Origin of the sequence: Promicromonospora sp. MEB111, from assembly GCF_030209445.1 — a bacterium.
Lineage (GTDB): Bacteria > Actinomycetota > Actinomycetes > Actinomycetales > Cellulomonadaceae > Promicromonospora.
This window is the reverse complement of record NZ_JARVSD010000013.1, coordinates 167,509-190,760: the sequence shown is the minus strand read 5'-3', so window position 1 is coordinate 190,760 and position 23,252 is coordinate 167,509. Positions and strand designations below refer to the sequence as shown.

Below are 23,252 nucleotides of genomic sequence, written 5' to 3'. Positions count from 1 at the left end.
AGCTGCTCGGTGGCGGGACGACGACGCAGGGGGCGAGGTAACGCTGACGTAGCAGTGCTCGCCCAGCGTTACCCCTCCCGGGGAGACCTGCTCGCCGGGCGTGACGGGGTGCCCAGTGTCGGAAGGCACGCGACCAACGTCACGGTCGAGAGCTCGTCGGCGGAAACTATCCTCTGAGGGTGGACGACTCCCAGAAGAACCCGCGGAAGAACCGACGCGGTACCAGCCGTGGCGCCGAGAACACCGACCCCGCGATCCAAGAGGCGCTGAACGCGGTCTACAAGGAGATCCTGTCGCGCGCCCCCGAGCACGACATCGACCCCACCATGGCCCGCGTCGAGCGGGTCCTGGAGCTGCTCGGCGACCCGCACCGCGCCTACCGGACCGTCCACATCACGGGGACCAACGGCAAGTCCTCCACGGCCCGCATGGTCGAGCGCCTCGTGCGCGAGCACGGGCTGCGCACCGGCCGGTTCACGTCCCCGCACCTCACCAGCGTCACCGAGCGCATCGCCGTGGACGGCGAGCCGCTCACGCCCGAGCGGTTCGTCGAGGTGTTCGAGGACGTCGCGCCCTATATCGGCGTCGCCGACCGCGAGTCCCAGGAGAAGGGCGGGCCGCGCCTGAGCTTCTTCGAGGTGCTCACCGTCATGGCCTTCGCCGCGTTCGCCGACGCGCCCGTCGACATCGCGATCATCGAGGTCGGCATGGGCGGCACCTGGGACTCCACGAACGTGGTCGACGGCGAGGTCGCCGTCATCACGCCCGTCGCCATGGACCACGAGCGGTGGCTCGGCTCCACGATCGAGGAGATCGCCACCGAGAAGTCGGGCATCATCAAGAAGGACGCCGTCGCCGTCATCGCGGAGCAGCCCGACGCCGCTCTCGAGCCCATCCTGGCGCGCGCCCGGACCGTCAACGCCCACCTGATCCGCGAGGGCATCGACCTCGCCGTCGCCGACCGGCGCATCGCCGTCGGCGGCCAGCTCGTCGACCTGCGCACCCCCGCCGGTGTCTACACCGAGATCTTCCTGCCCCTGCACGGGGCGCACCAGGCCCACAACGCCCTGCTGGCGCTCGCGGCCACGGAGGCGCTGCTCAGCGGTGGTCGGGCGCTCGGCGCGGAGGTCGTCGAGGCGGCGTTCGCCGACGTCGACGCGCCGGGTCGCCTCGAGCTGGTGCGCTCCAGCCCCACGGTGCTGGTCGACGTCGCGCACAACCCTGCCGGCGCCGAGGCCCTGGTGGAGGCGCTCGGGGAGTCGTTCAACCTGGAGCGGGTCGTGGCCGTCGTCGCGGTCATGGCGGACAAGGACTCGGAGGGCTTCCTGTCCGTCCTGGAGCCGACGATCGCGGAGATCGTGGTCACCCGGAACTCCTCGGACCGGTCCGCCGAGCCGGAGGACCTCGCCGAGGTGGCCCGTGAGGTCTTCGGCGAGGACCGCGTGCACGTGGCCGACCGGCTCGACGAGGCGCTCCAGGTCGCGGCCGACCTGGCGGAGGCCGACGAGAGGGCGGGCGCCGCCGCCGGCACGGGCGTGCTCGTGACCGGTTCCGTGGTCACCGTCGCGGACGCCCGCATGCTGGTCGGCCGCGTCTGAGCACGCGGCGGCCGCGCCTCGGCACGGACGCCGGCCGCGTCCGAGAACCGGTGCCGGGCGGAGAGGTCACCCGGGTGACCTCTCCGCCCGGCACCGCCTCTCCTGTACGACCCGGGCCGGCGTGGTGTTACATGAACCCCAGGGGACGTGTTCGCGGGCCCGGCGCCGTCGCCGGGCCGCACAGTCCCGCGAGGAGGTCGCCGTGAAGAAGCTGCTGAACGATCCCGCGGACGCCGTCGCCGACTCCCTGGCCGGCTTCGCGCTCGCGCACGCCGAGCTGGTGCAGGTCAGTACGTCGCCCGTCTACGTCAGCCGCGCCGGAGGCGCGGTCACCGGAAAGGTTGGCCTGGTCAGCGGTGGCGGGTCGGGGCACGAGCCCCTGCACGCGGGCTTCGTCGGGGACGGCATGCTCGACGCCGCCGTCCCGGGCGCCGTGTTCACCTCGCCGACGCCGGACCAGATCCAGCCCGCGATCCAGGCGGCGGACGGCGGTGCCGGGGTGCTCACGATCGTCAAGAACTACACGGGCGACGTGCTGAACTTCGAGACCGCGGTCGAGCTCGCCGAGGCCGAGGGCGTCGAGGTCGCCTCCGTGCTCGTGAACGACGACGTCGCCGTCGAGGACTCGCTCTACACCGCCGGCCGGCGCGGGGTGGCGGGAACGGTGGCCGTCGAGAAGATCGCGGGTGCCGCCGCGGCCCGCGGCGTCGACCTCGCCGGCGTGAAGGCCGTCGCCGAGCGTGTGATCGCGAACGTCCGGACCATGGGCGTCGCCCTGGCCGCGCCCACCGTGCCGCACGTGGGCCGGCCCAGCTTCGACCTGGGCGACGACGAGATCGAGGTGGGCATCGGCATCCACGGCGAGCCCGGCCGCCACCGTGTGCCCGCGGTCGGCGCCGACCAGGTCACGGAGATGCTCCTGACCCCCGTGGCCGACGACCTGGCCCTGGACGGCGGCGACCGAGTGTTGCTGTTCGTCAACGGTATGGGCGGCACCCCGCTCTCCGAGCTCTACGTGGTCTATGGTCGAGCGCGGCGCCTTCTCGAGGAGCGCGGCGTCACGGTCTCCCGGTCGCTGGTGGGCAACTACGTGACGTCCCTCGAGATGCAGGGGGCATCGGTCACCGTCCTCCGGCTGGACGACGAGCTGGAGGCCCTCTGGGACGCGCCGGTGAACACTGCAGCACTCCGGTGGTGAGACAAGAAGGGTTCCGGGACATGGCGCTGGACGCGGACTGGGCGGAGCGATGGGTGCGCCGCACGGCGGACGCGATCGCGGACGCGAAGGACGAGCTCACGGAGCTCGACCGGCAGATCGGCGACGGCGACCACGGCGAGAACATGCATCGCGGCTTCCACGCGGTGGTGGCGCGGCTCGACGACCCGGCGGCCCAGCCCGGCGCCGCGGACGAGCGGACCGTCGGTGACGTGCTCAAGCTCGTGGCGACCACGCTGATGTCCACGGTGGGCGGCGCGTCCGGCCCGCTGTACGGCACGGCGTACCTGCGCGCTGCGAAGGTCTCGGGCCGCCCGCAGATCGACCCGCCGGCCGTCGTCGCGGTGCTGGAGGCCGCGCTCGAGGGCGTGTCCTCGCGCGGCAAGGCGACGGTGGGGGAGAAGACGATGGTCGACGCGTGGCAGGCGGCGGTCGACGCGGCCGAGGCCGCGTCGGGCGACGGCGGCTCCGAGGTGGACGTGCTGCGCGCGGCGGCCGAGGCGGCCGACAAGGCGGCGACGGGCACCATCCCGATGGTCGCGACCAAGGGCCGAGCCTCGTACCTCGGTGAGCGCAGCGCCGGTCACGAGGACCCGGGCGCGCGCTCCACCGCACTGGTCCTGGGCGCGGCGCTGGCCGCCGCCCTCGCCGGTCCCGAGTCCGCCGACCCCCGCGGCGCGGCATGACGGCGCGGGTCGCGCTGGTCCTCGTCTCGCACTCCGCCGAGCTGGCCCGCGGGGCGGCGGAGCTCGCCGGGCAGATGGCGCCCGACGTCCTGGTCCGCGGCGTGGGAGGCGGGCCCGACGGCGGGCTGGGCACCTCGCTCGACGCGATCCAGCAGACCCTGGAAGAGGTCCTCGCCGTCCTGGCCGACGCCGGTGCGGGCGCCGGTGCCGCCGGAGGCGGCGTCGTCGTGCTCGGGGACCTCGGGTCCTCGGTGCTGACGGTCGAGGCGGCCCTGGAGCTGGACGACACGCTGGCCGAGCACGCGGTGCTGGCGCGCGCGCCGTTCGTCGAGGGCGCGGTGGCCGCGGCCGTGACGGCGCACGGCGGGGCGGACCGGGACGCCGTGCTGGCGTCGGCGAACGCGGCGATCGGGATGTTCGCGACGATCGAGGCCGCGCAGTCGCCCGGGGCGGCCGAGCCGCCGTCGGCCGGGGAGCCCGAGGGCGCGCGCACCGTGACCGTCCGCAACCCGCTGGGCCTGCACGCCCGCCCGGCGGCGCTGGTGTCGCGCAAGGTTGCCGAGCTGGGTGCGAGCGTGACCATCGACGGCGTGGACGCCTCCAGCGTGCTCCAGCTCATGGCGCTGGGCGCCACGCGGGGGCGTGAGCTGCGCGTGGAGGCCACCGGCGACGGCGCCACGGAGGCCGTGGCGACCGTCGTGGAGATGATCGAGTCCGGGTTCGGCGAGGTGTGAGCGCGGTCTCATCTTTTTGCAGTTGATGAATTTTTGCGCGGGGTGCAAGAATTGACGCATGGCCCCCACCTCGTCGCGCGAGACCGTCGCGCCCGCTGAGCCCGGATCCAGCCCGGACCTGCGCGAGCTCGTGTCCGCGCTGGAGGGCTCGCCCGCCGAGCAGGGCCTGCGCGAGCGCAAGAAGCGCGCGCGGCGCGCGGCCCTGATCGACGCGGCCCAGAACCTCGTCGCCGAGCACGGCCTCGACGCCGTGACGGTCGAGATGATCAGCGCGGAGGCAGGCGTCTCGCCCCGCACGTTCTTCAACTACTTCGAGTCCAAGGACGACGCGGTGCTCGGCGCGGAGGACACCGGCCTGCCGGAGGACGTCATCCGCACCTTCGTCGAGGGCGGCCCGACGGGCCGCCTGCTGTCCGACCTCCAGGTCGTGGTCGCGGCCCTGCTCGCGCCGGCCGGCGAGGCCCACGACCGCGTCATGCGGGCCATGGACCTCATGCAGCAGGAGCCGGCCCTGCTGCGCCGCCACGTGGTCTGGATGGACCGGCACAAGAGCCGGCTCGGCGAGCTCTTCGAGGCCCGCCGCGCGACCTCCCCGTTCACCACGGACGCCGAGCTGCTCACGATGCTCGTCCTGCTCATGCTGCGCACCGCGCTCGTCGCCTGGGAGCACGCCGGCTACACCGGCAACCCGGCCGACCACTTGCCCGCTGCCGTCGCGCAGCTCGTCGACCTCGTCTCGGCCGACCTCGTCTCCTGAACCCCCTCCTCGCTCGACCTGACCCCCAGAAAGGCACCTCCATGAGCCACGCCGTGACCACGGCGCCCGACAAGCCGCTGGTAGTACTCAACCAGCGCACGATCTGGCTGATCTTCGGGGCCCTGATGGCCTCCATGTTCCTGTCCTCGCTGGACCAGACCATCGTCGGCACCGCCATGCCCACCATCGTGGGCGAGCTGAACGGCGTGGAGCACCAGGGCTGGGTCATCACCGCCTACATCCTGGCGATCGCCATCGCGATGCCGCTCTACGGCAAGTTCGGCGACCTCTACGGCCGGCGCTGGCCGTTCCTCGTGGCGGTCGGCCTGTTCGTCGTCGCGTCGCTCGGCGGCGGCATGGCGCAGTCGTTCGAGGCCCTCGTGGCCTGGCGCGCCGTGCAGGGCCTGGGCGGCGGTGGCCTGATGATCCTGTCGCAGGCGATCATCGCCGACATCATCCCGGCGTCCGACCGCGGCAAGTACATGGGCCCGATGGGCGCCCTGTTCGGCATCTCCGCCGTCGCCGGCCCGCTGCTCGGCGGCTGGCTCACCGACGGTCCCGGCTGGCGCTGGACCTTCTGGATCAACGTGCCGATCGGCATCGCCGCGTGGTTCATCGCCTACTTCGCGCTCAAGCTGCCCTCGCACCGCTCGAGCCGGCCCACCGACTGGGGCGGCATCCTCACCATGGCGCTCGGCACCACGGGCATCGTGCTCCTGACGAGCTGGGAGTCGCTCGGCAACGACGGCTACGACTGGTCCGACCCGACGCTGCTCGGCCTGCTGCTCGCCACCGTGGTGCTCGTGGGTCTCTTCATCTTCATCGAGAACCGCGTGGCGGAGCCGCTCATCCCGCTGCGGCTGTTCAAGAACCGCACGTTCACCATCACCACGCTCATCGGCCTGGTGCTCGGCATGGGCATGTTCTCCGCCATGGCGATGCTCCCGACGTTCCTGCAGATGTCCGCCGGGGCGGGCGTCACGGAGTCCGGCCTGCTGATGCTCCCGATGATGGCCGGCGTGATGCTGACGTCGATCGTCTCCGGCTTCGCGATCTCGAAGACGGGCCGCTACAAGATGTTCCCGGTGGCCGGCCTCGCGATCACGATCCTCGGCATGATCTGGCTGACCCGGCTCGAGGGTGGTATGTCGCTGTGGCTGTTCGGCGCCATGATCTTCGTGCTCGGCGCCGGCATGGGCCTGATCATGCAGACCATCGTGCTCGCGGTGCAGAACTCGGTGGACCCGCACGAGCTGGGCACCGCGACGTCGTCGAACAACTTCTTCCGGGAGATCGGCGCCGCGGTGGGTACCGCGGCGTTCACCACGGTGTTCACCTCGCGCCTGACGGACAACCTGGGGGAGCTCTTCGCGGGGCTCCCGGAGGGCGCCGCCCCCGCGGGCGGTGGCTCCGGCCTGACGCCGCAGATCGTCCAGCAGCTCCCCGAGCCGCTGCGCAGCGGCGTGGTCGACGCCTTCGCGGACTCGCTCGCCCCGGCGTTCTGGTACCTCGTGCCGCTGGTCGTCGTCGGCCTCGTGCTCGCGCTGTTCCTCAAGGAGGTCAAGCTGTCCGACCAGGCCGGCATGGTCGCTCGCGGTGAGGCCGTCATGGAGGGCGCGACGGAGCCTGCCGCCGCGGGCGCCGCGGTCGCCGTCCTGGACGGCGACGCCGTGCACGACGCCGGCCGGGACGCGGGCCGGGACGGAGACCGCACGGGGACGGATATCCTGAACCGGTGAGCAAGGACCGACCCGCCCCCGGCGACCGCATCAAGCCCAAGAAGTCCGCGCTGGTGCAGTTCACGTCCACCACGCTGCTGCTCGAGGTGTTCCTCGTGCTGTTCGCGACCCTGGTGGTGTGGGCCCTGCGCGACTCGGAGTTCGGGCGCGGGCCGCTGCGCATCGAGTCGGGCGCCGCGATCTGGGCGCTGGGCGGGGTGCTGTGCGTGGTGCTCGTGATCCTGTCGCGGGCCCAGGGCACGACGACGGGCCGGGCGGCGGGCACCCTTGCCCAGCTGCCGGTGCTCGCCATGGGGCTGCTGCTGCCGATGATGTACTTCGTCGGCGGGATCTTCGTGGTGCTGTGGTTCTACGCGCTGCGGCTCGGCGCGCGCGTGGACCGGGAGCGGGCGGAGTACGACGCCGCGCACCCCGAGACGGCTCCGAACACGCCCTGACGGCAGGTGTCAGACGCTCAGGTCACCCCGGTGACCTGAGCGTCTGACACGTTCGGGAAGGGCGCGCGGTCCCGATATGGTTGGGCCATGACCGACGTCGCAGAGAAGACCCTGCCCACGGAGGCCTCGACGCAGCCCGTGGCCGAGCGCACCCTCGTCCTCGTCAAGCCGGACGGCGTGCGCCGCGGCCTGTCCGGCGAGATCCTGCGCCGCATCGAGGCCAAGGGCTACACGCTCCGCGCCGTGCAGCTGAAGGACGCCACGACCGAGCTGCTGGCCGCGCACTACGCCGAGCACGAGGGCAAGCCGTTCTACGCCCCGCTGGTCGAGTTCATGATGTCGGGCCCGGTCCTGGCCGTCGTGGCCGAGGGCCAGGGCGTGATCCCCGGCTTCCGTTCCCTGGCCGGGGCCACCAACCCGACCGACGCCGCCCCCGGCACGATCCGCGGCGACCTGGGCCGCGACTGGGGCACCAAGGTGCAGCAGAACCTCGTGCACGGCTCCGACTCCGCGGAGTCGGCGGCGCGCGAGATCTCCCTCTGGTTCCCCGAGCTGGGCTGACCGGCCCCGCACCGCACGTCCGTCGAAGCGGCACCCTGCCGAACCATCCGGGTGCCGCTTCGGCGTATCCCGGCGGTACGTCCGACGTTCAGACCGCGTTCACAGTTAGGCTCACCGCGTGCACCTCAAGACGCTCACGCTCCGGGGCTTCAAGTCCTTCGCGTCGGCGACCACCCTCGAGCTCGAGCCGGGCATCACCTGCGTGGTGGGCCCGAACGGCTCCGGCAAGTCCAACGTGGTCGACGCGCTCTCCTGGGTCATGGGCGAGCAAGGTGCCAAGTCGCTGCGCGGCGGCAAGATGGACGACGTCATCTTCGCGGGCACGTCCGGCCGCGCGCCCCTGGGCCGCGCCGAGGTGGCGCTGACGATCGACAACACCGACGGCGCGCTGCCGATCGACTACACCGAGGTCACGATCTCCCGCACGCTGTTCCGCAGTGGCGGTTCCGAGTACGCGATCAACGGCAGCAGCTGCCGCCTGCTGGACATCCAGGAGCTCCTGAGCGACTCCGGCATCGGCCGGGAGATGCACGTCGTCGTGGGCCAGGGCCAGCTCGACGCCGTGCTGCGCGCGACCCCCGAGGAGCGCCGCGGCTTCATCGAGGAGGCCGCGGGCGTCCTCAAGCACCGCAAGCGCAAGGAGAAGGCGCTCCGCAAGCTCGACGCGATGCAGGGCAACCTGGCCCGCCTGGGTGACCTGACGGCCGAGCTGCGGCGCCAGCTCGGGCCGCTCGGCCGGCAGGCCGAGGCGGCCCGCAAGGCACAGACCGTGCAGCGCGACCTGCGCGACGCGAAGTCGCGCCTGCTGGCCGACGACCTGGCCCAGCTCACCGCGCAGCTCGAGCAGGAGAGCGCGGACGAGCGGTCGCTCAAGCAGCGGCAGGCCGAGACCGAGGCGGCGCTGACCGAGGCGCGCGGCCTGCTGGCCCGCCTCGAGGCGGCGACGTCGGCCGAGTCGCAGCAGGTCAGCCAGGCCGGCGACACCGTCTTCGCGCTGTCCCAGACCCGGGAGCGACTGCGCAGCCTGCAGTCGCTGGCGGGGGAGCGCGCCCGGCTGCTCGGCACAGCCGAGCCGACGCACCAGGGTCAGGACCCCGACGACCTGGAGGCCCAGGCCGCCCGCTCCCGCGCGAGCGAGGAGGAGCTGGCCACCGAGGTCGCCATCGCGCGCGAGACCGTCGAGTCCGCCGTCGACGTCCGGGCGGAGGCCGAGGCGGCCGCCCAGGCCGCCGAGCGTTCGCACGCCGCCCTCCTGCGCGCCGCCGCGGACCGCCGCGAGGGCCTCGCGCGCCTCGCGGGCCAGGTCGCCGCGCGCCGCAGCCGGGTCGAGGCCGCCCAGTCGGAGCTCGACCGGCTGCGCGACGCCCTGCTGGAGGCCGAGCAGCGCGTCGAGGAGTCCTCGCGCGAGCTCTCGGCGCTGGAGACCGAGGTCGGCGGGGTCGAGGGCGGCGAGGAGGGGCTCGACGTCGCGCACGAGGCGGCGTCCGAGGTGCTGGAGCTGGCCAAGGCCGAGGTGCGGCACCTCCAGGAGCAGGTGACGACGGCGCAGCGGGACCGCAGCTCCGCGGCCGCCAGGGTCGAGGCGTTGGAGCTGAGCCTGGACCGCAAGGACGGCGCGGGCACGCTGCTCGCCGCCCACCAGCCCGGCGTCCTGGGCTCGGTGGCGGCGCTGCTGGGCATCGAGGCGGGATTCGAGGACGCGGTCGCCGCCGCGCTCGGTCCGGTGGCCGACGCCGTGGCCGTGGCCGGCGTGGACGAGGCCGTCGACGCGCTGCGCCTGCTGCGGGACGAGGACGCGGGCCGGGCCAGCCTGGTCGTGGGCTCGGACCGGACGGCTCCCGCGGTCGAGCGCCCCGCCGTCGACCTGCCCGCCGGCGCCCGCTGGGCCACCGACGTGGTCCAGGTCGCGGGTCCGGCGGCGGCCGCGCTGCGGACGATCCTGCGCGACGTCGTGGTCGTGGACGACCTCGCCCGCGCCCGCGCGCTGGTCCGGGACCAGCCGGTGGTCGCCGTGACCCGGGCCGGCGACCTGCTGGGCGCGACCCGCGCCTGGGGCGGGTCGGCCGCCGCGCCGAGCGTGCTGCACCTGCAGTCCGCGCTGGACGAGGCCAAGGCGGCCCGGGACGAGGCCGCCGCGCGCGACACCGACGGGTCGGCGCACCTGGAGCGGGCCCGCGCCGAGCGCGCGGCGGCCCAGGAGCGCTACGACGAGACGCTCGCCCGGCTCGGGGAGGCCGACGCCGCCCGCGCGGCCGCCGCCGAGCAGCTCGGGTCGCTCGGTGCCGCCGCGCGTGCCGCCCGGGCCGAGGCCGACCGGCACCGGGCCGCGCTGGACCAGGCGCAGTCCCGCCGTGCCGAGGACGAGATGGAGCTCGAGGCGCTCGTCGAGCGCATGACGATCGCCGAGGAGGAGCCCGCCGACGACGAGGGCTCGGTCGACGAGCTGCAGACGGAGCGCGACGAGGCCGCCGCGGCCGCCTCGGCCGCGCGTGCCCGTGAGACCGAGGCGCGCCTGGCGCTGCGCACCGCGGAGGAGCGCGCCCGCGCCGTGTCCGGCCGTGCCCAGGCGCTGGCGGCGGCGGCCGAGCAGGAGCGCGAGGCCCGCGCCCGCGCCGCCGAGCGCGAGGAGCTGCGGCGCCGGGACGCGTCGCGCGCGGTGCTGGTGCAGCAGGCCGTCGCCGTGGCGCTGGAGTCCATCGCGCGGTCGCTGGACCGGGCCGCCGCCGACAAGGCGGCCGCCGAGGAGGCGCGCGCCGCCGGGTCGGAGCAGCTCGTCGCCGTGCGGGGGAGCGTGGAGTCGCTGACGGCCGAGCTGCGCGAGCTGACCGACGTCGCCCACCGCGACGAGGTCGCCCGGGCACAGCAGCTCCTGCGCCTGGAGCAGCTCCAGACGCGCGCCACCGAGGAGCTGGGCACGGACCCCGACGTGCTCGTCGAGGAGTTCGGCCCGCACCAGCCCGTCCCGGTGTTCGACGGCGACGTGGCGGTGCGCGGGCGCAAGCGCCGCGCCGTGGTCGAGCGGGACGAGGAGGGCAACCCCATCCGCTACGAGGGGGACCCGGCGCTGCCCCGCGGGGCGGCCGCGCGCGAGGACGCCCTCATCGCGCGGACCCGCGCCCTGCACGAGGCCGGGATCCGGCCCGACGACCCCGCGGCCACCGCGGTGATCGTCGCGGCGGCCGGCGCCGAGCCGGAGGAGGCCCCGGTCGAGGGCGAGGTCATGGAGGCCCCCGTCGAGGACGTCCCCGGACCGCCGAAGCCGGACCGGACCGTCCCGTACGTGCGCGAGGAGCAGGAGGCCCGGCTGGCCAAGGCCGAGCGGGCGCTCTCCCGCATCGGCGCGGTGAACCCGCTGGCGCTGGAGGAGTTCGCGGCCCTGGAGGAGCGGCACCAGTTCCTCGTGGACCAGCTCGCGGACCTGAAGAAGTCGCGCGAGGACCTGCTGCAGATCGTCGACGACATCGACGAGCGCGTGCAGCAGGTCTTCGCCGAGGCCTTCCAGGACACCGCGGCGAAGTTCCTCGAGATCTTCCCCCGTCTGTTCCCCGGCGGTGAGGGCAAGCTGACGCTCACCGAGCCGGACAACCTGCTGACCACCGGCATCGAGGTCGAGGCGCGCCCGGCGGGCAAGAAGGTCAAGCGGCTGTCGCTGCTCTCCGGCGGCGAGCGGTCGCTGGCGGCCGTCGCGTTCCTCGTCTCGATCTTCAAGGCGCGGCCCAGCCCGTTCTACATCATGGACGAGGTCGAGGCCGCGCTCGACGACGTGAACCTCGGCCGCCTCATCGAGATCTTCAAGGAGCTGCAGAAGGACAGCCAGCTCATCGTGATCACGCACCAGAAGCGCACGATGGAGGTGGCCGACGCCCTCTACGGCGTGACCATGCGGGGCGACGGCGTCACGACGCTGATCAGCCAGCGCATGGGCGACCGCGAGTCGGTCACCGCCTAGTGCTGCCGCTTGGCGGCATCCCGGCGTAGAGGGTGATTTTTCGCACCTCGACGCCGGGAACCTCCAGGTGTGAGGGATTTCTCCTGGCGGAACGGCGCGTGTCACACGGCGTGTCGCGGCCGTCCGCGCGGCGGGACCGGACAAGACACGACACAATAGGCCCATGTGGTGGTCGGTCATTCTGCTCGTGGTGTGCTTGGTGTTGGCCGTTGGTGTCTTCGTCGTCGCCAGTCAGATGGACGCGCCCTCGAGCAGCAACACCGAGGAGTTCTCGTTCCTTCAATGGTTCCGTTCGGGCCTCGCTCGCCTGCGCGGTGACGCCCAGCGGCGCAAGGACGGTCGCCGTCATGGCGCGTCCGCCGTCGCGACCCATGCCGTGGGCGCGCCGTCCGTGTGGGTCGGCAAGCCGCGCGTGGTCAAGCCGGACACCTCGCCCGTGGACATGGGCATGTCCGAGTTCTTCGCCGCGACGATCGAGTCCAAGCCGGGCTACGTCGACGCCGAGGAGCTGACCGACGTCCTGAACCGCGCGCGGGACCAGGCGCAGAAGACGCTGCACGTGCCGCTGGGCACCGTGCCGCTCAAGCCGGCTAACCTCGTGCCCGGCCAGCTGCGGGCGGTGCGGCCGGTCCGCTCCGCGCAGAGGGTCACGCAGCAGAAGGTCGCGCAGGAGCCGCCGGCCGCCGACCCGGGCCCGGCCCAGGCCGCGAGCTAGGCGCGTCCGGGGGCCGCGGCCCCTCAGTCCTGCACGGTGCGGTGCGGCACGATCACGGGCGTCCCGGTGCGCGGGTCGGTGAGGATCGTCGCCTCGACGGAGAACACCTCGCGCAGCAGCTCCGGGGTCACCACCTCGCCGGGCGGGCCCTCGGCGACGATCTCGCCGTCGCGCATGGCCACGATGTGGTGCGCGTAGCGGCAGGCGAGGTTGAGGTCGTGCAGCACCATGACGACCGTCCTGCGGTGGTCCCGGTTGAGCGCGGCGACCAGCTCCAGGACATCGAGCTGGTGGGCCATGTCGAGGTACGTGGTCGGCTCGTCCAGCAGGAGCAGGTCGGTCTCCTGCGCCACGGCCATCGCGATCCAGGCCCGCTGGCGCTGCCCGCCGGACAGCTCGTCGACGTCGCGCGCGGCGAGCTCGGCGGTGCCCGTGGCGCGCAGCGCGCCCTCGACGGCCTCGGTGTCGCCCTCGCCCCACTGGTGCCACCAGCTCTGGTGCGGGTGGCGCCCCCGGGAGACCAGGTCGCGCACGGTGATCCCCTCGGGCGGCACGGGCGACTGGGGCAGCATGCCCAGGACGCGCGCCACCTCCCGGGTGGGGCGCTCGGAGATGGCCTTGCCGTCCAGCAGCACGGAGCCGCCGGTGGTCGGCACGAGGCGGGCGAGGCCGCGCAGCAGGGTGGACTTGCCACAGGCGTTGGGGCCCACGACGACGGTCACCTGCTGGTCGGGGACGTCGAGCGAGAGCTCCCGCACGACGGTCCGGTCGCCGTAGCCCAGCGTGACGGCATCCGCCCGCAGGCGGGCCGCGGACGTGGCGGTGATGGGCATCAGGGGGTCCCTCTCGTCGAGCGGCGGCGCTGCAGCAGGTACAGCAGGTAGGGCGCGCCGACCAGACCGGTCAGGACGCCGACGGGGAGCTGTGCGGGCAGCGCCGTGCGCGCCACGGTGTCCGCGACCAGCACGAGCACGGCGCCGGCCGCCCCCGCCAGGACCGGCGGGATGTCGGGCACGCCGGCCACCCGGCGCGCCACCTGCCCGGCGACCAGGGCCACGAAGGCGACGGGTCCGGCGGCCGACGTGGCGAGCGCCGCGAGGCACACCGCGATCACCAGCAGGGCGGCGCGGGCCCGGCCCGGGCGCACGCCCCAGCCGGCCACGACCTCGTCCTCGAACAGCAGCGCGCGGTTGGTGCGGGCCAGCACGAGCGCCGCGGGCAGCAGCACGGCCAGCCCCACCAGGACGGGCGTCGCCTCGCCCCAGCCGCGCGCGTTGAGGCTGCCGGTGAGCCAGGCCGCGGAGCGCTGCGCGTCGTAGACGTCGATGCGGGTCAGCAGGAACTGCGTCAGGGCGGTCAGCGCGGCGGACAGCGCGATGCCGACCAGCAGGATGCGGCGACCCCGCAGGGCGCCGTCGCGGGCGAGCAGCGCGATCAGCCCCGCCGCGGCGAGGCCGCCCGCGAGGGCGGCGACGGGGATCGGCACGATGCCCACCGGGCCGCCCAGGGAACCGACGGCGATGACGCCCACCACCGCGACCGAGGCGCCCGCGCTGATGCCCAGCACGTCGGGGCTGGCCAGCGGGTTGCGCAGCACGCTCTGGCTCAGCCCGCCGGCCACGCCGAAGGCTGCGCCGACGGCCAGCGCGAGGACCACGCGGGGGAGCCGGACCTCGTGCACGGCGTAGACCGTGTTCTCCGGTCCGTGCCCGCGCAGCGCCTGCCACAGGGCGGCGGGCGCCGTGGCCTGGTCGCCCAGGCTCAGGGCGAGCACGGACACGAGCAGCAGGACCAGCAGGGCCCCCAGCACGGCGGCGACCACCCGCCCGCGCGGCCGGGGGCGGGGCAGCAGGCGGCGCACAGGGTTGGTGGCTGTGCCGGTACGGGTCGCGGCGGTCATCGGGCACGCTCCTTTGCGCGTCGCGTCAGCCAGATGAAGAAGGGCGTGCCGAGCAGCGCCGTGACCACGCCCACCTGGACCTCCGCCGGACGCGCCACGAGCCGGCCGACGACGTCGGCCGTGACCAGCAGCAGCGGCCCCAGCACCGCCGAGAGCGCGAGCACCCGGCGCACGTCGGTGCCGACCAGGGCCCTGGCGACGTGCGGGATGACCAGGCCGACGAAGGCGATCGGGCCGGCCAGCGCCACCGCGGTGCCCGACAGCAGCACCACGGCCACCCCCGCCAGCAGCCGGGTCCGCACCACGGGGACGCCGAGCGCCGCCGCCGTGTCGTCGCCGAGGGCGAGCGCGTTGAGCGACCCGGAGACGACCACCGCCAGGACTCCGCCGACCACGGCCGGCACGAGGGCCGGCAGCAGCACGGCGGGGTCGGGCAGGTTCAGCGACCCCACCACCCAGAACCGGTACTGGTCCATCGTCGAGGCGCTGAGCAGCACGGTCGCCGAGACGGCGGCGCCGAGGAAGGCCGTCATGGCCATCCCGGCCAGGGTCATGTTCACGGGGGTGAGCCCTTCGGGCGACCGGCTCGCGAACAGGTACACGGCGGCCGTCGCCAGCGCCGCGCCCGCGAGGGCGAGCAGCACGCGGGGCGTGCCCGCGCCGAGGCCGAGGAACACGCTGCCGGCGACCACCGCGACGGCGCCGCCGGCGGAGATCCCGAGCAGGCCCGGGTCGGCCAGCGGGTTGCGGGTGACCGCCTGCGCGAGCACCCCGGCCACTCCGAGGGCGACGCCGACGAGCAGGCCGAGCAGGGTCCGGGGCAGCCGCAGCTCCCAGATGACGGTCGCGGCGACGCCGTCGTGGCCCAGGAGCCCCGCGACCGTCTCGGCCGGCGAGAGCACGCGGGCACCCACCGTGATGCCGGCCAGCGCCGCGACGACGAGCAGCACGAGCGCGGTCAGCAGGATCGCGGTGACCGCGGTCCCGCTGCGCGTCGTGGTTCGGGACGTGCTCACCGCTGGTCGGCGGCGATGGTCTCCAGGTCGTCGAGCACCAGCCCGGCCCCCGTCACGCCCAGACCCAGGTACCACGTCTCGTCCGGCACCTCGCGGACGACGCCGCCGTCCGCGACCGCGGGCACCTGGTCCCACAGGGGGCCGTCGACGACCGCCGCCTGCTCGGTGGCGTCGGGCTTCCCGTAGGTGCCCCAGAGCAGCCAGTCGCCCTCGGCGAGGGTGATCTCCTCCGCGGAGATCTCGACGGCGAGGTCGGCGATGTCCTCGGTCTCGGGCCGGGGCAGGCCGGCGTCGGCGAGGATGATGCCGACGAACGAGTCGTTGGCGTACAGGCGGATCTGCCCGGCCATGAACCGCAGCATGGAGACGGTCGGGGCCTCGCCGCCGTTCGCCTCCACGACCTCGGCACCCACCTCGTCGGCACGCTGTTCGTAGGCGTCCAGCAGCTCCTGGGCGCGCTCCTCCTCGCCCACGGCTGCGGCGTTGAGCAGGAAGTTCTCCTTCCACAGCACGCCGGGGCGCGGCGACAGCACGGTCGGCGCGATGTCCTGGAGCTTGCTCTTGAGGCCGTCGTCGTCGATCCGCAGCGACGTGCCGAGGATCAGGTCGGGCTCGAGGTTCTTGATCTGCTCCAGGTCCAGGGCGTCGTAGGCGCCGAGGTCCACGGCGTCGCCGACGTCCAGGTAGTCGGGTGCCATCGCCGCGTCCGCGGGGTGGGCGATGCCGACCGGCTCGATGCCGAGGGAGATCATGTTGTCGAGCTCACCGGTGTCGAGCACGATCACGCGCTCGGGCTTCGCCGGGATCTCGGTCTCGCCCACCTCCTCGTTGGCCACGAGGTTGCGCACGGTGCGCGGGAACTCGCCGGGGGCGGCGTCGGTGCCGAGCTGGGCCGCGAGCTCCCGGACGTCGTCGAACCCCTCCTGGCCGGTGGCGACGTTGGACTTGTTGTCGCCGGTGCCGGACTCGGCGGTCGCACCGCAGCCGGTGAGCAGGGTGGCGCCCAGGACGACGGCGGCGACGGACGCGAAGACTGCGCGGGGCATGGTTGTTCCTCAGGGTTCTCGGACGAAGGATGCTGCACGGCCGCGGGTCTGAGGCGGCGCGGTCGTCGCGCTCGGGCTCTCTCGGCGAGGTCACACTACACGCGGAGATTAGGGGACCCTAACTCCGCCTGACGGCCGCGCCGGGCTCCCGGGCTCCCACGGCGGCCTCCGCGAGATGAAAGAATCTGGGGCGTGAACGAGCTTCCCTGGATCGAGATCATCTCCGCCGTCGTCGTCCTCGCGGGTGGTGGCGGCCTCGCCGGCGTCCTGGTCGCCCGACGGCGCAGGCGTACCCAGGACCAGGACGACGCCGCGACGACGGCCGAGCCCACGACGGCGCCGTCCGCCACGGCGGAGCCGGCCACCGCCGAACCCGCGACGGAGCCTGAGGCGGCGGCACCGCAGGCCGCGCCCGTCCTGGAACGTCCCGCCCCGACCGCGGGCCGCCTGGTGCGGCTGCGCGACCGGCTCGCGCGGTCCGGCTCGCCGCTCGGCGCCCGGCTGCTCTCGGTCCTGTCCCGGGACTCGCTCACGGAGAACGACTGGGACGAGATCGAGGAGGAGCTGCTCCTCGCGGACGTCGGCGCCGGCCCCACCACGGAGCTGCTCGACGCGCTGCGGACCAAGGTCCGCGTGCTGGGCGTGCGGGAGCCGGCGGCGGTGCGCGACCTGCTGCGCTCCGAGCTCGTGACGCTCCTGCAGCCCGAGCTGGACCGCACGCTGCGCACCGAGCCGACCACCGCCGAGGACGGCACGCACCTGCCCGCGGTGACCCTCGTGGTGGGCGTGAACGGTACGGGCAAGACCACGACGGTCGGCAAGCTGGCCCGCGTGCTGGTGGCGGACGGCCGCAGCGTGGTGCTCGGCGCCGCCGACACGTTCCGCGCCGCCGCGGCGGACCAGCTCACCACCTGGGGCAACCGGGTGGGCGTGGAGACGGTGCGCTCGGACCGCGAGGGCGCCGACCCGGCGTCGGTGGCCTTCGAGGCGGTCGCACGCGGACGCGACGAGAAGACGGACGTCGTGCTCGTGGACACGGCGGGGCGCCTGCAGAACAAGGCCGGCCTCATGGACGAGCTCGGCAAGATCGTGCGCGTGGCCAGCAAGGTCGCCGCGCCGAGCGAGGTGCTGCTGGTGCTGGACGCGACCACCGGGCAGAACGGGCTCTCCCAGGCGCGGGTCTTCGCGGAGGTCGCCGGCGTGACCGGCATCGTCCTGACGAAGCTCGACGGGACCGCCAAGGGCGGCATCGTGGTCCAGGTGCAGCGGGAGCTCGGCGTGCCGGTCAAGCTCATCGGCCTGGGCGAGGGTCCGGACGACCTGGCGCCGTTCGACGTCGAGGAGTTCGTGGACGGGATCCTGGGCTGACCTCGGGTCAGGAATACCCCCGGGAATGGCACGGCAATGGTCGCCGTCCACCATGTGAGAAGTACGTGTAAGCGCCAAGTTACGAGCGGATAGCCACGAAATAACCGGGCGATCACGGTTGGGTCGGAAAATTCGCCCAAGTGGGACTCGAAATAAGACGTTTACATGCTCCCCGCCTGCGTCACGCATCCGTAACCTCGATGCGGGCCCCGCGTAACGGTATCCCGCGACGGTTAGTCGCGGTGGGCCGAGTCACCAGGACCGGTCCGGGGAGAGAGGCATTTTCCGCGATGGAATTCGAGCTCGATACGGGCAACACCGCCTGGCTGATCACCGCCTCCTCGCTCGTGCTGCTGATGACGCCGGGTCTGGCGTTCTTCTACGGCGGCATGGTGCGGGGCAAGAGTGTCCTCAACATGATGATGATGAGCTTCGCCTCGATCGGCGTCGCCGGGCTCATCTGGGTCGTCTACGGCTACGGTCTGGCCTTCGGCCCCGACCTCGGCGGCTTCATCGGCAACCCGGCCGGTCTGATCGGCCTCACGGTGGACAACGCCGCGAGCCCCACGACCGCGATGGGCATCCCGGCCCTCGTGTTCGCCGGGTTCCAGGCCACGTTCGCCATCATCACGGTGGCCCTCATCTCCGGCGCGATCGCCGACCGCGTCAAGTTCGGCACCTGGATCGTCTTCAGCGCCATCTGGGTCACCGTCGTCTACGCGCCGCTGGCCCACTGGGTCTGGGGTGGCGGCATGTTCGGCGCCGACGGCTGGCTCGCCTCGGCCCTCTCGCTGCCGATCGACTTCGCCGGTGGCACCGTCGTCCACATCAACGCGGGTGCCGCGGCCCTGGCCCTGGCCCTCGTGATCGGCAAGCGCAAGGGCTTCGGCACCGAGGCCATGCGTCCGCACAACCTGCCGTTCGTCATGCTCGGCGCCGGTCTCCTGTGGTTCGGCTGGTTCGGCTTCAACGCGGGCTCCGAGCTCGCCGCGGACGGCACCGCAGGTCGCGCCTGGGTCAACACGCTGGTCGCCACGGCCGTCGCGATGCTCGCCTGGATGACCACCGAGAAGTTCCGTGACGGCTCCGCCACCTCGCTGGGTGCCGCCTCCGGTGTCGTCGCCGGCCTGGTCGCGATCACCCCGGCCGCCGGCACGGTGGACTCGTGGGGCGCCATCGTCATCGGCCTCGTCGCCGGTGTCCTGTGCTCGCTCGCCGTGGGCCTCAAGTACAAGTTCGGCTACGACGACTCGCTCGACGTGGTCGGCGTGCACCTCGTCGGTGGCCTGGTCGGCACCATCCTGATCGGGTTCTTCGCCACGAACGGCCGCTACGACTCGTTCTACTTCGAGGGCTCGCTCAACGGCCTCTTCTACGGTGGCGGCGTCACGCAGCTGCTCACCCAGATCGTCGCCGCACTGGTGGCCGTGGTGTACAGCTTCGTGCTGACGTACATCATCGGGCTGGCGCTCAAGGCGACCCTGGGCTGGCGCGTCTCCGAGGAGGCCGAGGTCAGCGGTATCGACCTGGCGGTCCACGGCGAGACGGCGTACGAGAACTCCGGTTCCACCATCACCGAGGTGCGCTGACCGTACTACGGTGCAGCAACCCGACTGCTTAGGAGGCAGCGCATGAAGCTTGTCACGGGTGTCATCCAGCCCCACCGCCTCGACGACGTGAAGACGGCGTTGGAGGGTGCGGGGGTGCGCGGTATGACCGTGAGCGAGGCCAGCGGTTACGGCCGACAGAAGGGTCACACCGAGGTCTACCGCGGTGCCGAGTACACCGTGGACCTGGTGCCGAAGGTCCGCATCGAGGTGCTCGTCACGGACGAGGACGTCACGGCGGTGACCGACGCGATCGTCGGGGCGGCCCAGACCGGCAAGATCGGCGACGGCAAGGTGTGGGTCGTGCCGGTCGAGGACGTGGCCCGGGTGCGCACCGGCGAGCACGGCGACGCCGCGCTCTGATCCGGGAGTGCCTGACGACGCATGACAAGTGACCCGGTGCCCGAGGGCACCCGGGAGCAGGCGGAGGCCCCGCACCCCCCGGTCGGGGTGCGGGGCCTCCGCGATGAGCTCCTCTCCATCGCCACGGGCCTCACCGGTCCGGGCAGGTCCGGCCTGGCCCGGCGGTCCGCCGTCGGACAGCGGGTCACCGAACGCCTCGGCGACCTGTTCGCCGAGGCGACGAAGGACGTCGACCCAGCGGGCATCGCCCTGGCGGCCGTCGGCAGCCTGGGCCGGGGCGAGCTCGGCCCGCTCAGCGACCTCGACCTCGTGCTCGTGCACGACGGCCGCACGCACGGCCCCGACGAGCTGCGGCGCGTGGCCGAGAAGCTCTGGTACCCGCTGTGGGACTCGGGCGTGGACATCGACCACGCGGTGCGGTCCCTGAGCCAGTCCCGGCAGGTCGCGGCGAGCGACCTCCCGGCGGTGATCGGCTGGCTGAGCGTGCGCGCGGTGGCCGGCGACGCCGTGCTCGTCCACCGCGCGGCGTCGGCCGTGCTGACCGACTGGCGCGCCGCGGCGCGCCGCCGCCTGCCCGAGCTCATCTCGTCCACCCGTGACCGGGCACAGCGAGCGGGCGAGCTCGCCTACCTCATCGAGCCGGACCTCAAGGAGGCCCGCGGCGGCATGCGGGACGCCGTGCTGCTCTCCGCGCTCGCCGCCACCTGGCTCACCGACCGCCCCCACGGGGCGGTGGACACCGCCTACACGCACCTGCTCGACGTGCGCGACACCCTCCAGGTGGTCACCCGGCGGCGCAGCAGCCGCCTCCTGCTGGCCGACCTCGAGGACGTCGCCGAACGCACCGGGTACGACGACGGCGACGAGCTGCTGGCCAGCCTCGCCGAGTCCGGCCGCGTGATCTCCTACGCGCTCGACACCACCATCCGCCACGCCCGCCAGGCACTGTCCCGGCCCGTCGGCGTGGGCAAGCCGATCATGGTGCGCGGACGGCGCACGCCGCCCCGCCTGCGCTCCGTGGGCGACGGCCTGGTCGAGCACGACGGCGAGCTCGTGCTCGGCGTCGGCACCCGTCCGGCGTCGGACCCGCTGCTGCCCCTGCGCGCCGCGGCGACCGCCGCGCGGACCGGGCTCGTGCTCTCCCCGGTGACGATCCGGAGCCTGGAGAAGTCGCCGCCCCTGCCCGAACCCTGGCCCCCGGCCGCACGCGAGAGCCTGCTCGCGCTGCTCGCCGCCGGGCAGGCCCAGGTGCCGGTCTGGGAGGCGCTCGACCTCGCCGGGGTCGTCACCTCCTGGATCCCCGAGTGGGCCGACGTGCGCAACCGGCCCCAGCGCGCGGCGATCCACCGGCACACCGTGGACCGGCACCTCGTCGAGACGGCCGCCGTGGCGGCCCGGCTGCGACGTCGGCTGCCCGACCCCTCGACCGTCGCGGGGCAGCGCTCCGGTGACCTCCTGCTGCTGGCCGCGCTCCTGCACGACATCGGCAAGGTGCGCGGCGCGGCCGACCACTCGGTCGAGGGGGCCCGGCTGGTCCCGGGCATCCTGACCCGCGCGGGCTTCGCCCCCGACGTGGTCGACGACGTCACCCGGCTCGTGCGCCACCACCTCACGCTCGCCGACCTGGCCACCCGTGCCGACCCCGACGACCCCGCCACGCTGGCGACCCTGCTGGCGGCCGTCGACCACCGGCGGGACCTCCTCGACGTGCTGCGCTCGCTGACCGAGGCGGACACCACGTCCCTGGGGCCCAAGGCGTGGACGGGCTGGCGCTCGCAGCTCGTGGACGGGCTCACCGAACGGGCCCGGGCCCTGCTGCCCGGATGAACCCCTGGCGACAGGACTCCATTAGGCTGTGTCCGTGTTCAACTCCCTGTCCGACCGGCTTACCTCGACGTTCAAGAACCTGCGCACGCGGGGCCGTCTCTCCGAGGCGGACATCGACGCGACCGTGCGGGAGATCCGCCGCGCCCTGCTCGACGCGGACGTCGCGGTGCCCGTGGTGCGCGAGTTCACCGCGGCGGTGCGCGAGCGCGCGCTGTCGTCCGAGGTCTCCGGTGCGCTGAACCCCGCCCAGCAGGTCGTCAAGATCGTCAACGAGGAGCTCGTCGACATCCTCGGCGGGGCCACGCGCCCACTGACGCTGGCCAAGACGCCGCCCACGGTGATCATGCTCGCGGGTCTGCAGGGTGCCGGTAAGACCACGCTGGCGGGCAAGCTTGCGCACGCGCTCAAGGGCCAGGGCCACACGCCCCTGCTGGTCGCCGCCGACCTGCAGCGCCCCAACGCGGTGACGCAGCTCTCCGTGGTGGCCGAGCGTGCCGGCGTGCCGGTGTTCGCGCCGCACCCGGGCAACACCTCCGAGGCCGACGACCCGGCGGCCGACGCGCCCCTGATCGGCGACCCGGTCGGCGTCGCGCGCGACGGTGTCGCGTACGCCAGGGAGCGCCAGCACGACGTCGTGATCGTGGACACCGCGGGCCGCCTCGGCATCGACGAGGTGCTGATGAAGCAGGCCGCGGACATCCGTGCCGCGGTCGACCCGGACGAGGTCCTGTTCGTCATCGACGCGATGATCGGCCAGGACGCGGTGAACACCGCCAAGGCCTTCGCCGACGGCGTCGACTTCACCGGTGTGGTGCTCTCGAAGCTGGACGGCGACGCCCGCGGTGGTGCCGCCCTCTCGGTCGCCAAGGTGACCGGCCGGCCCATCATGTTCGCGTCCACCGGCGAGAAGCTGACGGACTTCGAGGTCTTCCACCCCGACCGCATGGCGAGCCGCATCCTCGACATGGGTGACGTGCTCACCCTGATCGAGCAGGCGGAGAAGACGTTCGACGCCGAGCAGGCCGAGAAGATGGCGGGCAAGCTCGCCAGCGGCCAGGACTTCACGCTCGCGGACTTCCTGGTGCAGATGCAGCAGCTGAAGAACATGGGCTCGATGAAGAAGATGCTCGGCATGCTGCCGGGCATGGCCCAGATGCGCGACCAGCTCGACCAGTTCGACGAGCGTGAGGTGGGTCGCATCGAGGCGATCATCCACTCGATGACGCCGGCGGAGCGCGACAACCCGAAGATCATCAACGGCTCGCGCCGCGCCCGCATCGCCAAGGGCGCCGGCACCACGACCACGGCCATCAACCAGCTCCTGGAGCGGTTCGACAACGCCCAGAAGATGATGCGCCAGATGGCCAAGGGCGGCGGCATGGGGCCGGGCGGGATGCCCGCCATGCCCGGCGGCCCCGGCATGGGCATGGGCAAGAAGTCGCGGGGCAAGACCCAGCCGCCCAAGAAGGGCAAGAAGGGCAAGTCCGGGAACCCGGCCAAGCGCGCCCAGCAGGAGAAGGACGCCATGCAGCGCGCCCTGGGCGGAGGCCCGGCCGCCAAGCCGGCCGCACCCGCCGGGTCGGCCTTCGGGGTGGGCCCGAAGCCGAGCGACGAGGCGCCGGACCTGAACAACATCGAGCTGCCGCCGGGCCTGGAGAAGTTCCTGGGCCGGTGAGACGGAGCGGTCCGGCCGGTGGCCGGACCGCGGTGCCGGCTGCTGGTGCCGGCAGGGG

Annotated in this window: 19 protein-coding genes; 15 read left to right on the top strand and 4 right to left on the bottom strand. The window is 73.5% G+C overall.

Annotation, left to right across the window (positions count from 1 at the left end):
- Positions 1 to 326 precede the first annotated feature (326 nt).
- From QRN56_RS16865 to QRN56_RS16820, 10 genes are all read left to right on the top strand, one after another.
- Positions 327 to 1,598 carry a bifunctional folylpolyglutamate synthase/dihydrofolate synthase gene (locus QRN56_RS16865; RefSeq protein ID WP_502928814.1) on the top strand — a complete coding sequence of 424 codons (1,272 nt, stop codon included), beginning with the start codon at positions 327 to 329 and terminating at the stop codon, positions 1,596 to 1,598.
- A 202-nt stretch (positions 1,599 to 1,800) separates the two neighbouring features.
- A complete protein-coding gene (gene dhaK / locus QRN56_RS16860; RefSeq protein WP_285105159.1) occupies positions 1,801 to 2,796 on the top strand; it encodes a dihydroxyacetone kinase subunit DhaK in 996 nt (331 codons plus the stop codon).
- 20 nt (positions 2,797 to 2,816) lie between these two features.
- The gene (gene dhaL / locus QRN56_RS16855; protein WP_285105158.1) at positions 2,817 to 3,500 is read left to right on the top strand and encodes a dihydroxyacetone kinase subunit DhaL; all 684 of its coding nucleotides are present in this window, start codon (positions 2,817 to 2,819) and stop codon (positions 3,498 to 3,500) included.
- Positions 3,497 to 4,234 carry an HPr family phosphocarrier protein gene (locus tag QRN56_RS16850; RefSeq protein WP_285105156.1) on the top strand — a complete coding sequence of 246 codons (738 nt, stop codon included), beginning with the start codon at positions 3,497 to 3,499 and terminating at the stop codon, positions 4,232 to 4,234. The genes dhaL and QRN56_RS16850 overlap by 4 nt, the downstream gene beginning before the upstream one ends.
- Before the next feature lie 58 nt (positions 4,235 to 4,292).
- The gene (locus QRN56_RS16845; RefSeq protein ID WP_285105155.1) at positions 4,293 to 4,991 is read left to right on the top strand and encodes a TetR/AcrR family transcriptional regulator; all 699 of its coding nucleotides are present in this window, start codon (positions 4,293 to 4,295) and stop codon (positions 4,989 to 4,991) included.
- Between the two features lie 41 nt (positions 4,992 to 5,032).
- A complete protein-coding gene (locus tag QRN56_RS16840) occupies positions 5,033 to 6,730 on the top strand; it encodes an MDR family MFS transporter (protein WP_285105153.1) in 1,698 nt (565 codons plus the stop codon).
- Positions 6,727 to 7,167, top strand: coding sequence for a DUF4233 domain-containing protein (locus tag QRN56_RS16835; protein WP_285105151.1), 441 nt, complete (start codon positions 6,727 to 6,729; stop codon positions 7,165 to 7,167). The genes QRN56_RS16840 and QRN56_RS16835 overlap by 4 nt, the downstream gene beginning before the upstream one ends.
- Before the next feature lie 87 nt (positions 7,168 to 7,254).
- Positions 7,255 to 7,728, top strand: a complete 474-nt coding sequence (gene ndk, locus QRN56_RS16830; protein WP_285105149.1) for a nucleoside-diphosphate kinase — start codon at positions 7,255 to 7,257, stop codon at positions 7,726 to 7,728.
- Between the two features lie 118 nt (positions 7,729 to 7,846).
- Positions 7,847 to 11,677: a chromosome segregation protein SMC gene (gene smc / locus QRN56_RS16825; protein ID WP_285105148.1), complete on the top strand. Its 3,831-nt coding sequence runs from the start codon at positions 7,847 to 7,849 to the stop codon at positions 11,675 to 11,677.
- A 235-nt stretch (positions 11,678 to 11,912) separates the two neighbouring features.
- Positions 11,913 to 12,392 (top strand): hypothetical protein, encoded by a 480-nt coding sequence (locus tag QRN56_RS16820; RefSeq protein WP_285105146.1) that lies wholly within the window; start codon positions 11,913 to 11,915, stop codon positions 12,390 to 12,392.
- Between the two features lie 23 nt (positions 12,393 to 12,415).
- Here QRN56_RS16820 and QRN56_RS16815 read toward each other — a convergent pair whose 3' ends face one another.
- Genes QRN56_RS16815 through QRN56_RS16800 form a run of 4 tightly spaced genes read right to left on the bottom strand, consistent with a single transcriptional unit; the run spans position 12,416 to position 16,354 of the window.
- Entirely contained in the window at positions 12,416 to 13,225 is an 810-nt protein-coding gene (locus tag QRN56_RS16815; RefSeq protein ID WP_285105145.1) for an ABC transporter ATP-binding protein, read from the bottom strand.
- A complete protein-coding gene (locus tag QRN56_RS16810; RefSeq protein ID WP_285105144.1) occupies positions 13,225 to 14,292 on the bottom strand; it encodes a FecCD family ABC transporter permease in 1,068 nt (355 codons plus the stop codon). The genes QRN56_RS16815 and QRN56_RS16810 overlap by 1 nt, the downstream gene beginning before the upstream one ends.
- The gene (locus tag QRN56_RS16805; RefSeq protein ID WP_285105142.1) at positions 14,289 to 15,308 is read right to left on the bottom strand and encodes a FecCD family ABC transporter permease; all 1,020 of its coding nucleotides are present in this window, start codon (positions 15,306 to 15,308) and stop codon (positions 14,289 to 14,291) included. The genes QRN56_RS16810 and QRN56_RS16805 overlap by 4 nt, the downstream gene beginning before the upstream one ends.
- A complete protein-coding gene (locus tag QRN56_RS16800) occupies positions 15,305 to 16,354 on the bottom strand; it encodes an ABC transporter substrate-binding protein (RefSeq protein ID WP_285105141.1) in 1,050 nt (349 codons plus the stop codon). Before QRN56_RS16800 ends, QRN56_RS16805 begins: the two co-directional genes overlap by 4 nt.
- A gap of 192 nt (positions 16,355 to 16,546) precedes the next feature.
- Here QRN56_RS16800 and ftsY point away from each other — a divergent pair, with 192 nt between their 5' ends.
- The 5 genes from ftsY to ffh all read left to right on the top strand — a co-directional run bounded on the left by ftsY (position 16,547) and on the right by ffh (position 23,194).
- Positions 16,547 to 17,722 carry a signal recognition particle-docking protein FtsY gene (gene ftsY / locus QRN56_RS16795; RefSeq protein ID WP_285105139.1) on the top strand — a complete coding sequence of 392 codons (1,176 nt, stop codon included), beginning with the start codon at positions 16,547 to 16,549 and terminating at the stop codon, positions 17,720 to 17,722.
- A gap of 290 nt (positions 17,723 to 18,012) precedes the next feature.
- Entirely contained in the window at positions 18,013 to 19,311 is a 1,299-nt protein-coding gene (locus QRN56_RS16790; protein ID WP_285105138.1) for an ammonium transporter, read from the top strand.
- 42 nt (positions 19,312 to 19,353) lie between these two features.
- A complete protein-coding gene (locus QRN56_RS16785) occupies positions 19,354 to 19,692 on the top strand; it encodes a P-II family nitrogen regulator (protein ID WP_182614497.1) in 339 nt (112 codons plus the stop codon).
- A gap of 21 nt (positions 19,693 to 19,713) precedes the next feature.
- Positions 19,714 to 21,519, top strand: a complete 1,806-nt coding sequence (locus tag QRN56_RS16780; protein WP_285105136.1) for a [protein-PII] uridylyltransferase family protein — start codon at positions 19,714 to 19,716, stop codon at positions 21,517 to 21,519.
- 34 nt (positions 21,520 to 21,553) lie between these two features.
- Positions 21,554 to 23,194: a signal recognition particle protein gene (ffh, locus tag QRN56_RS16775; RefSeq protein WP_285105135.1), complete on the top strand. Its 1,641-nt coding sequence runs from the start codon at positions 21,554 to 21,556 to the stop codon at positions 23,192 to 23,194.
- The last annotated feature ends 58 nt before the right edge of the window (positions 23,195 to 23,252 follow it).

What these genes read in the sequence shown, in the direction of transcription:
- QRN56_RS16815 (WP_285105145.1), bottom strand. Translation starts at nt 13,225, where the DNA reads ATGCCCATCACCGCCACGTCCGCGGCCCGCCTGCGGGCGGATGCCGTC.
- ndk (WP_285105149.1), top strand. Translation starts at nt 7,255, where the DNA reads ATGACCGACGTCGCAGAGAAGACCCTGCCCACGGAGGCCTCGACGCAG.
- QRN56_RS16800 (WP_285105141.1), bottom strand. Translation starts at nt 16,354, where the DNA reads ATGCCCCGCGCAGTCTTCGCGTCCGTCGCCGCCGTCGTCCTGGGCGCC.
- QRN56_RS16850 (WP_285105156.1), top strand. Translation starts at nt 3,497, where the DNA reads ATGACGGCGCGGGTCGCGCTGGTCCTCGTCTCGCACTCCGCCGAGCTG.
- QRN56_RS16865 (WP_502928814.1), top strand. Translation starts at nt 327, where the DNA reads ATGGCCCGCGTCGAGCGGGTCCTGGAGCTGCTCGGCGACCCGCACCGC.
- QRN56_RS16780 (WP_285105136.1), top strand. Translation starts at nt 19,714, where the DNA reads ATGACAAGTGACCCGGTGCCCGAGGGCACCCGGGAGCAGGCGGAGGCC.
- QRN56_RS16810 (WP_285105144.1), bottom strand. Translation starts at nt 14,292, where the DNA reads ATGACCGCCGCGACCCGTACCGGCACAGCCACCAACCCTGTGCGCCGC.
- QRN56_RS16790 (WP_285105138.1), top strand. Translation starts at nt 18,013, where the DNA reads ATGGAATTCGAGCTCGATACGGGCAACACCGCCTGGCTGATCACCGCC.
- QRN56_RS16785 (WP_182614497.1), top strand. Translation starts at nt 19,354, where the DNA reads ATGAAGCTTGTCACGGGTGTCATCCAGCCCCACCGCCTCGACGACGTG.
- dhaL (WP_285105158.1), top strand. Translation starts at nt 2,817, where the DNA reads ATGGCGCTGGACGCGGACTGGGCGGAGCGATGGGTGCGCCGCACGGCG.
- QRN56_RS16840 (WP_285105153.1), top strand. Translation starts at nt 5,033, where the DNA reads ATGAGCCACGCCGTGACCACGGCGCCCGACAAGCCGCTGGTAGTACTC.
- QRN56_RS16845 (WP_285105155.1), top strand. Translation starts at nt 4,293, where the DNA reads ATGGCCCCCACCTCGTCGCGCGAGACCGTCGCGCCCGCTGAGCCCGGA.
- QRN56_RS16820 (WP_285105146.1), top strand. Translation starts at nt 11,913, where the DNA reads ATGGACGCGCCCTCGAGCAGCAACACCGAGGAGTTCTCGTTCCTTCAA.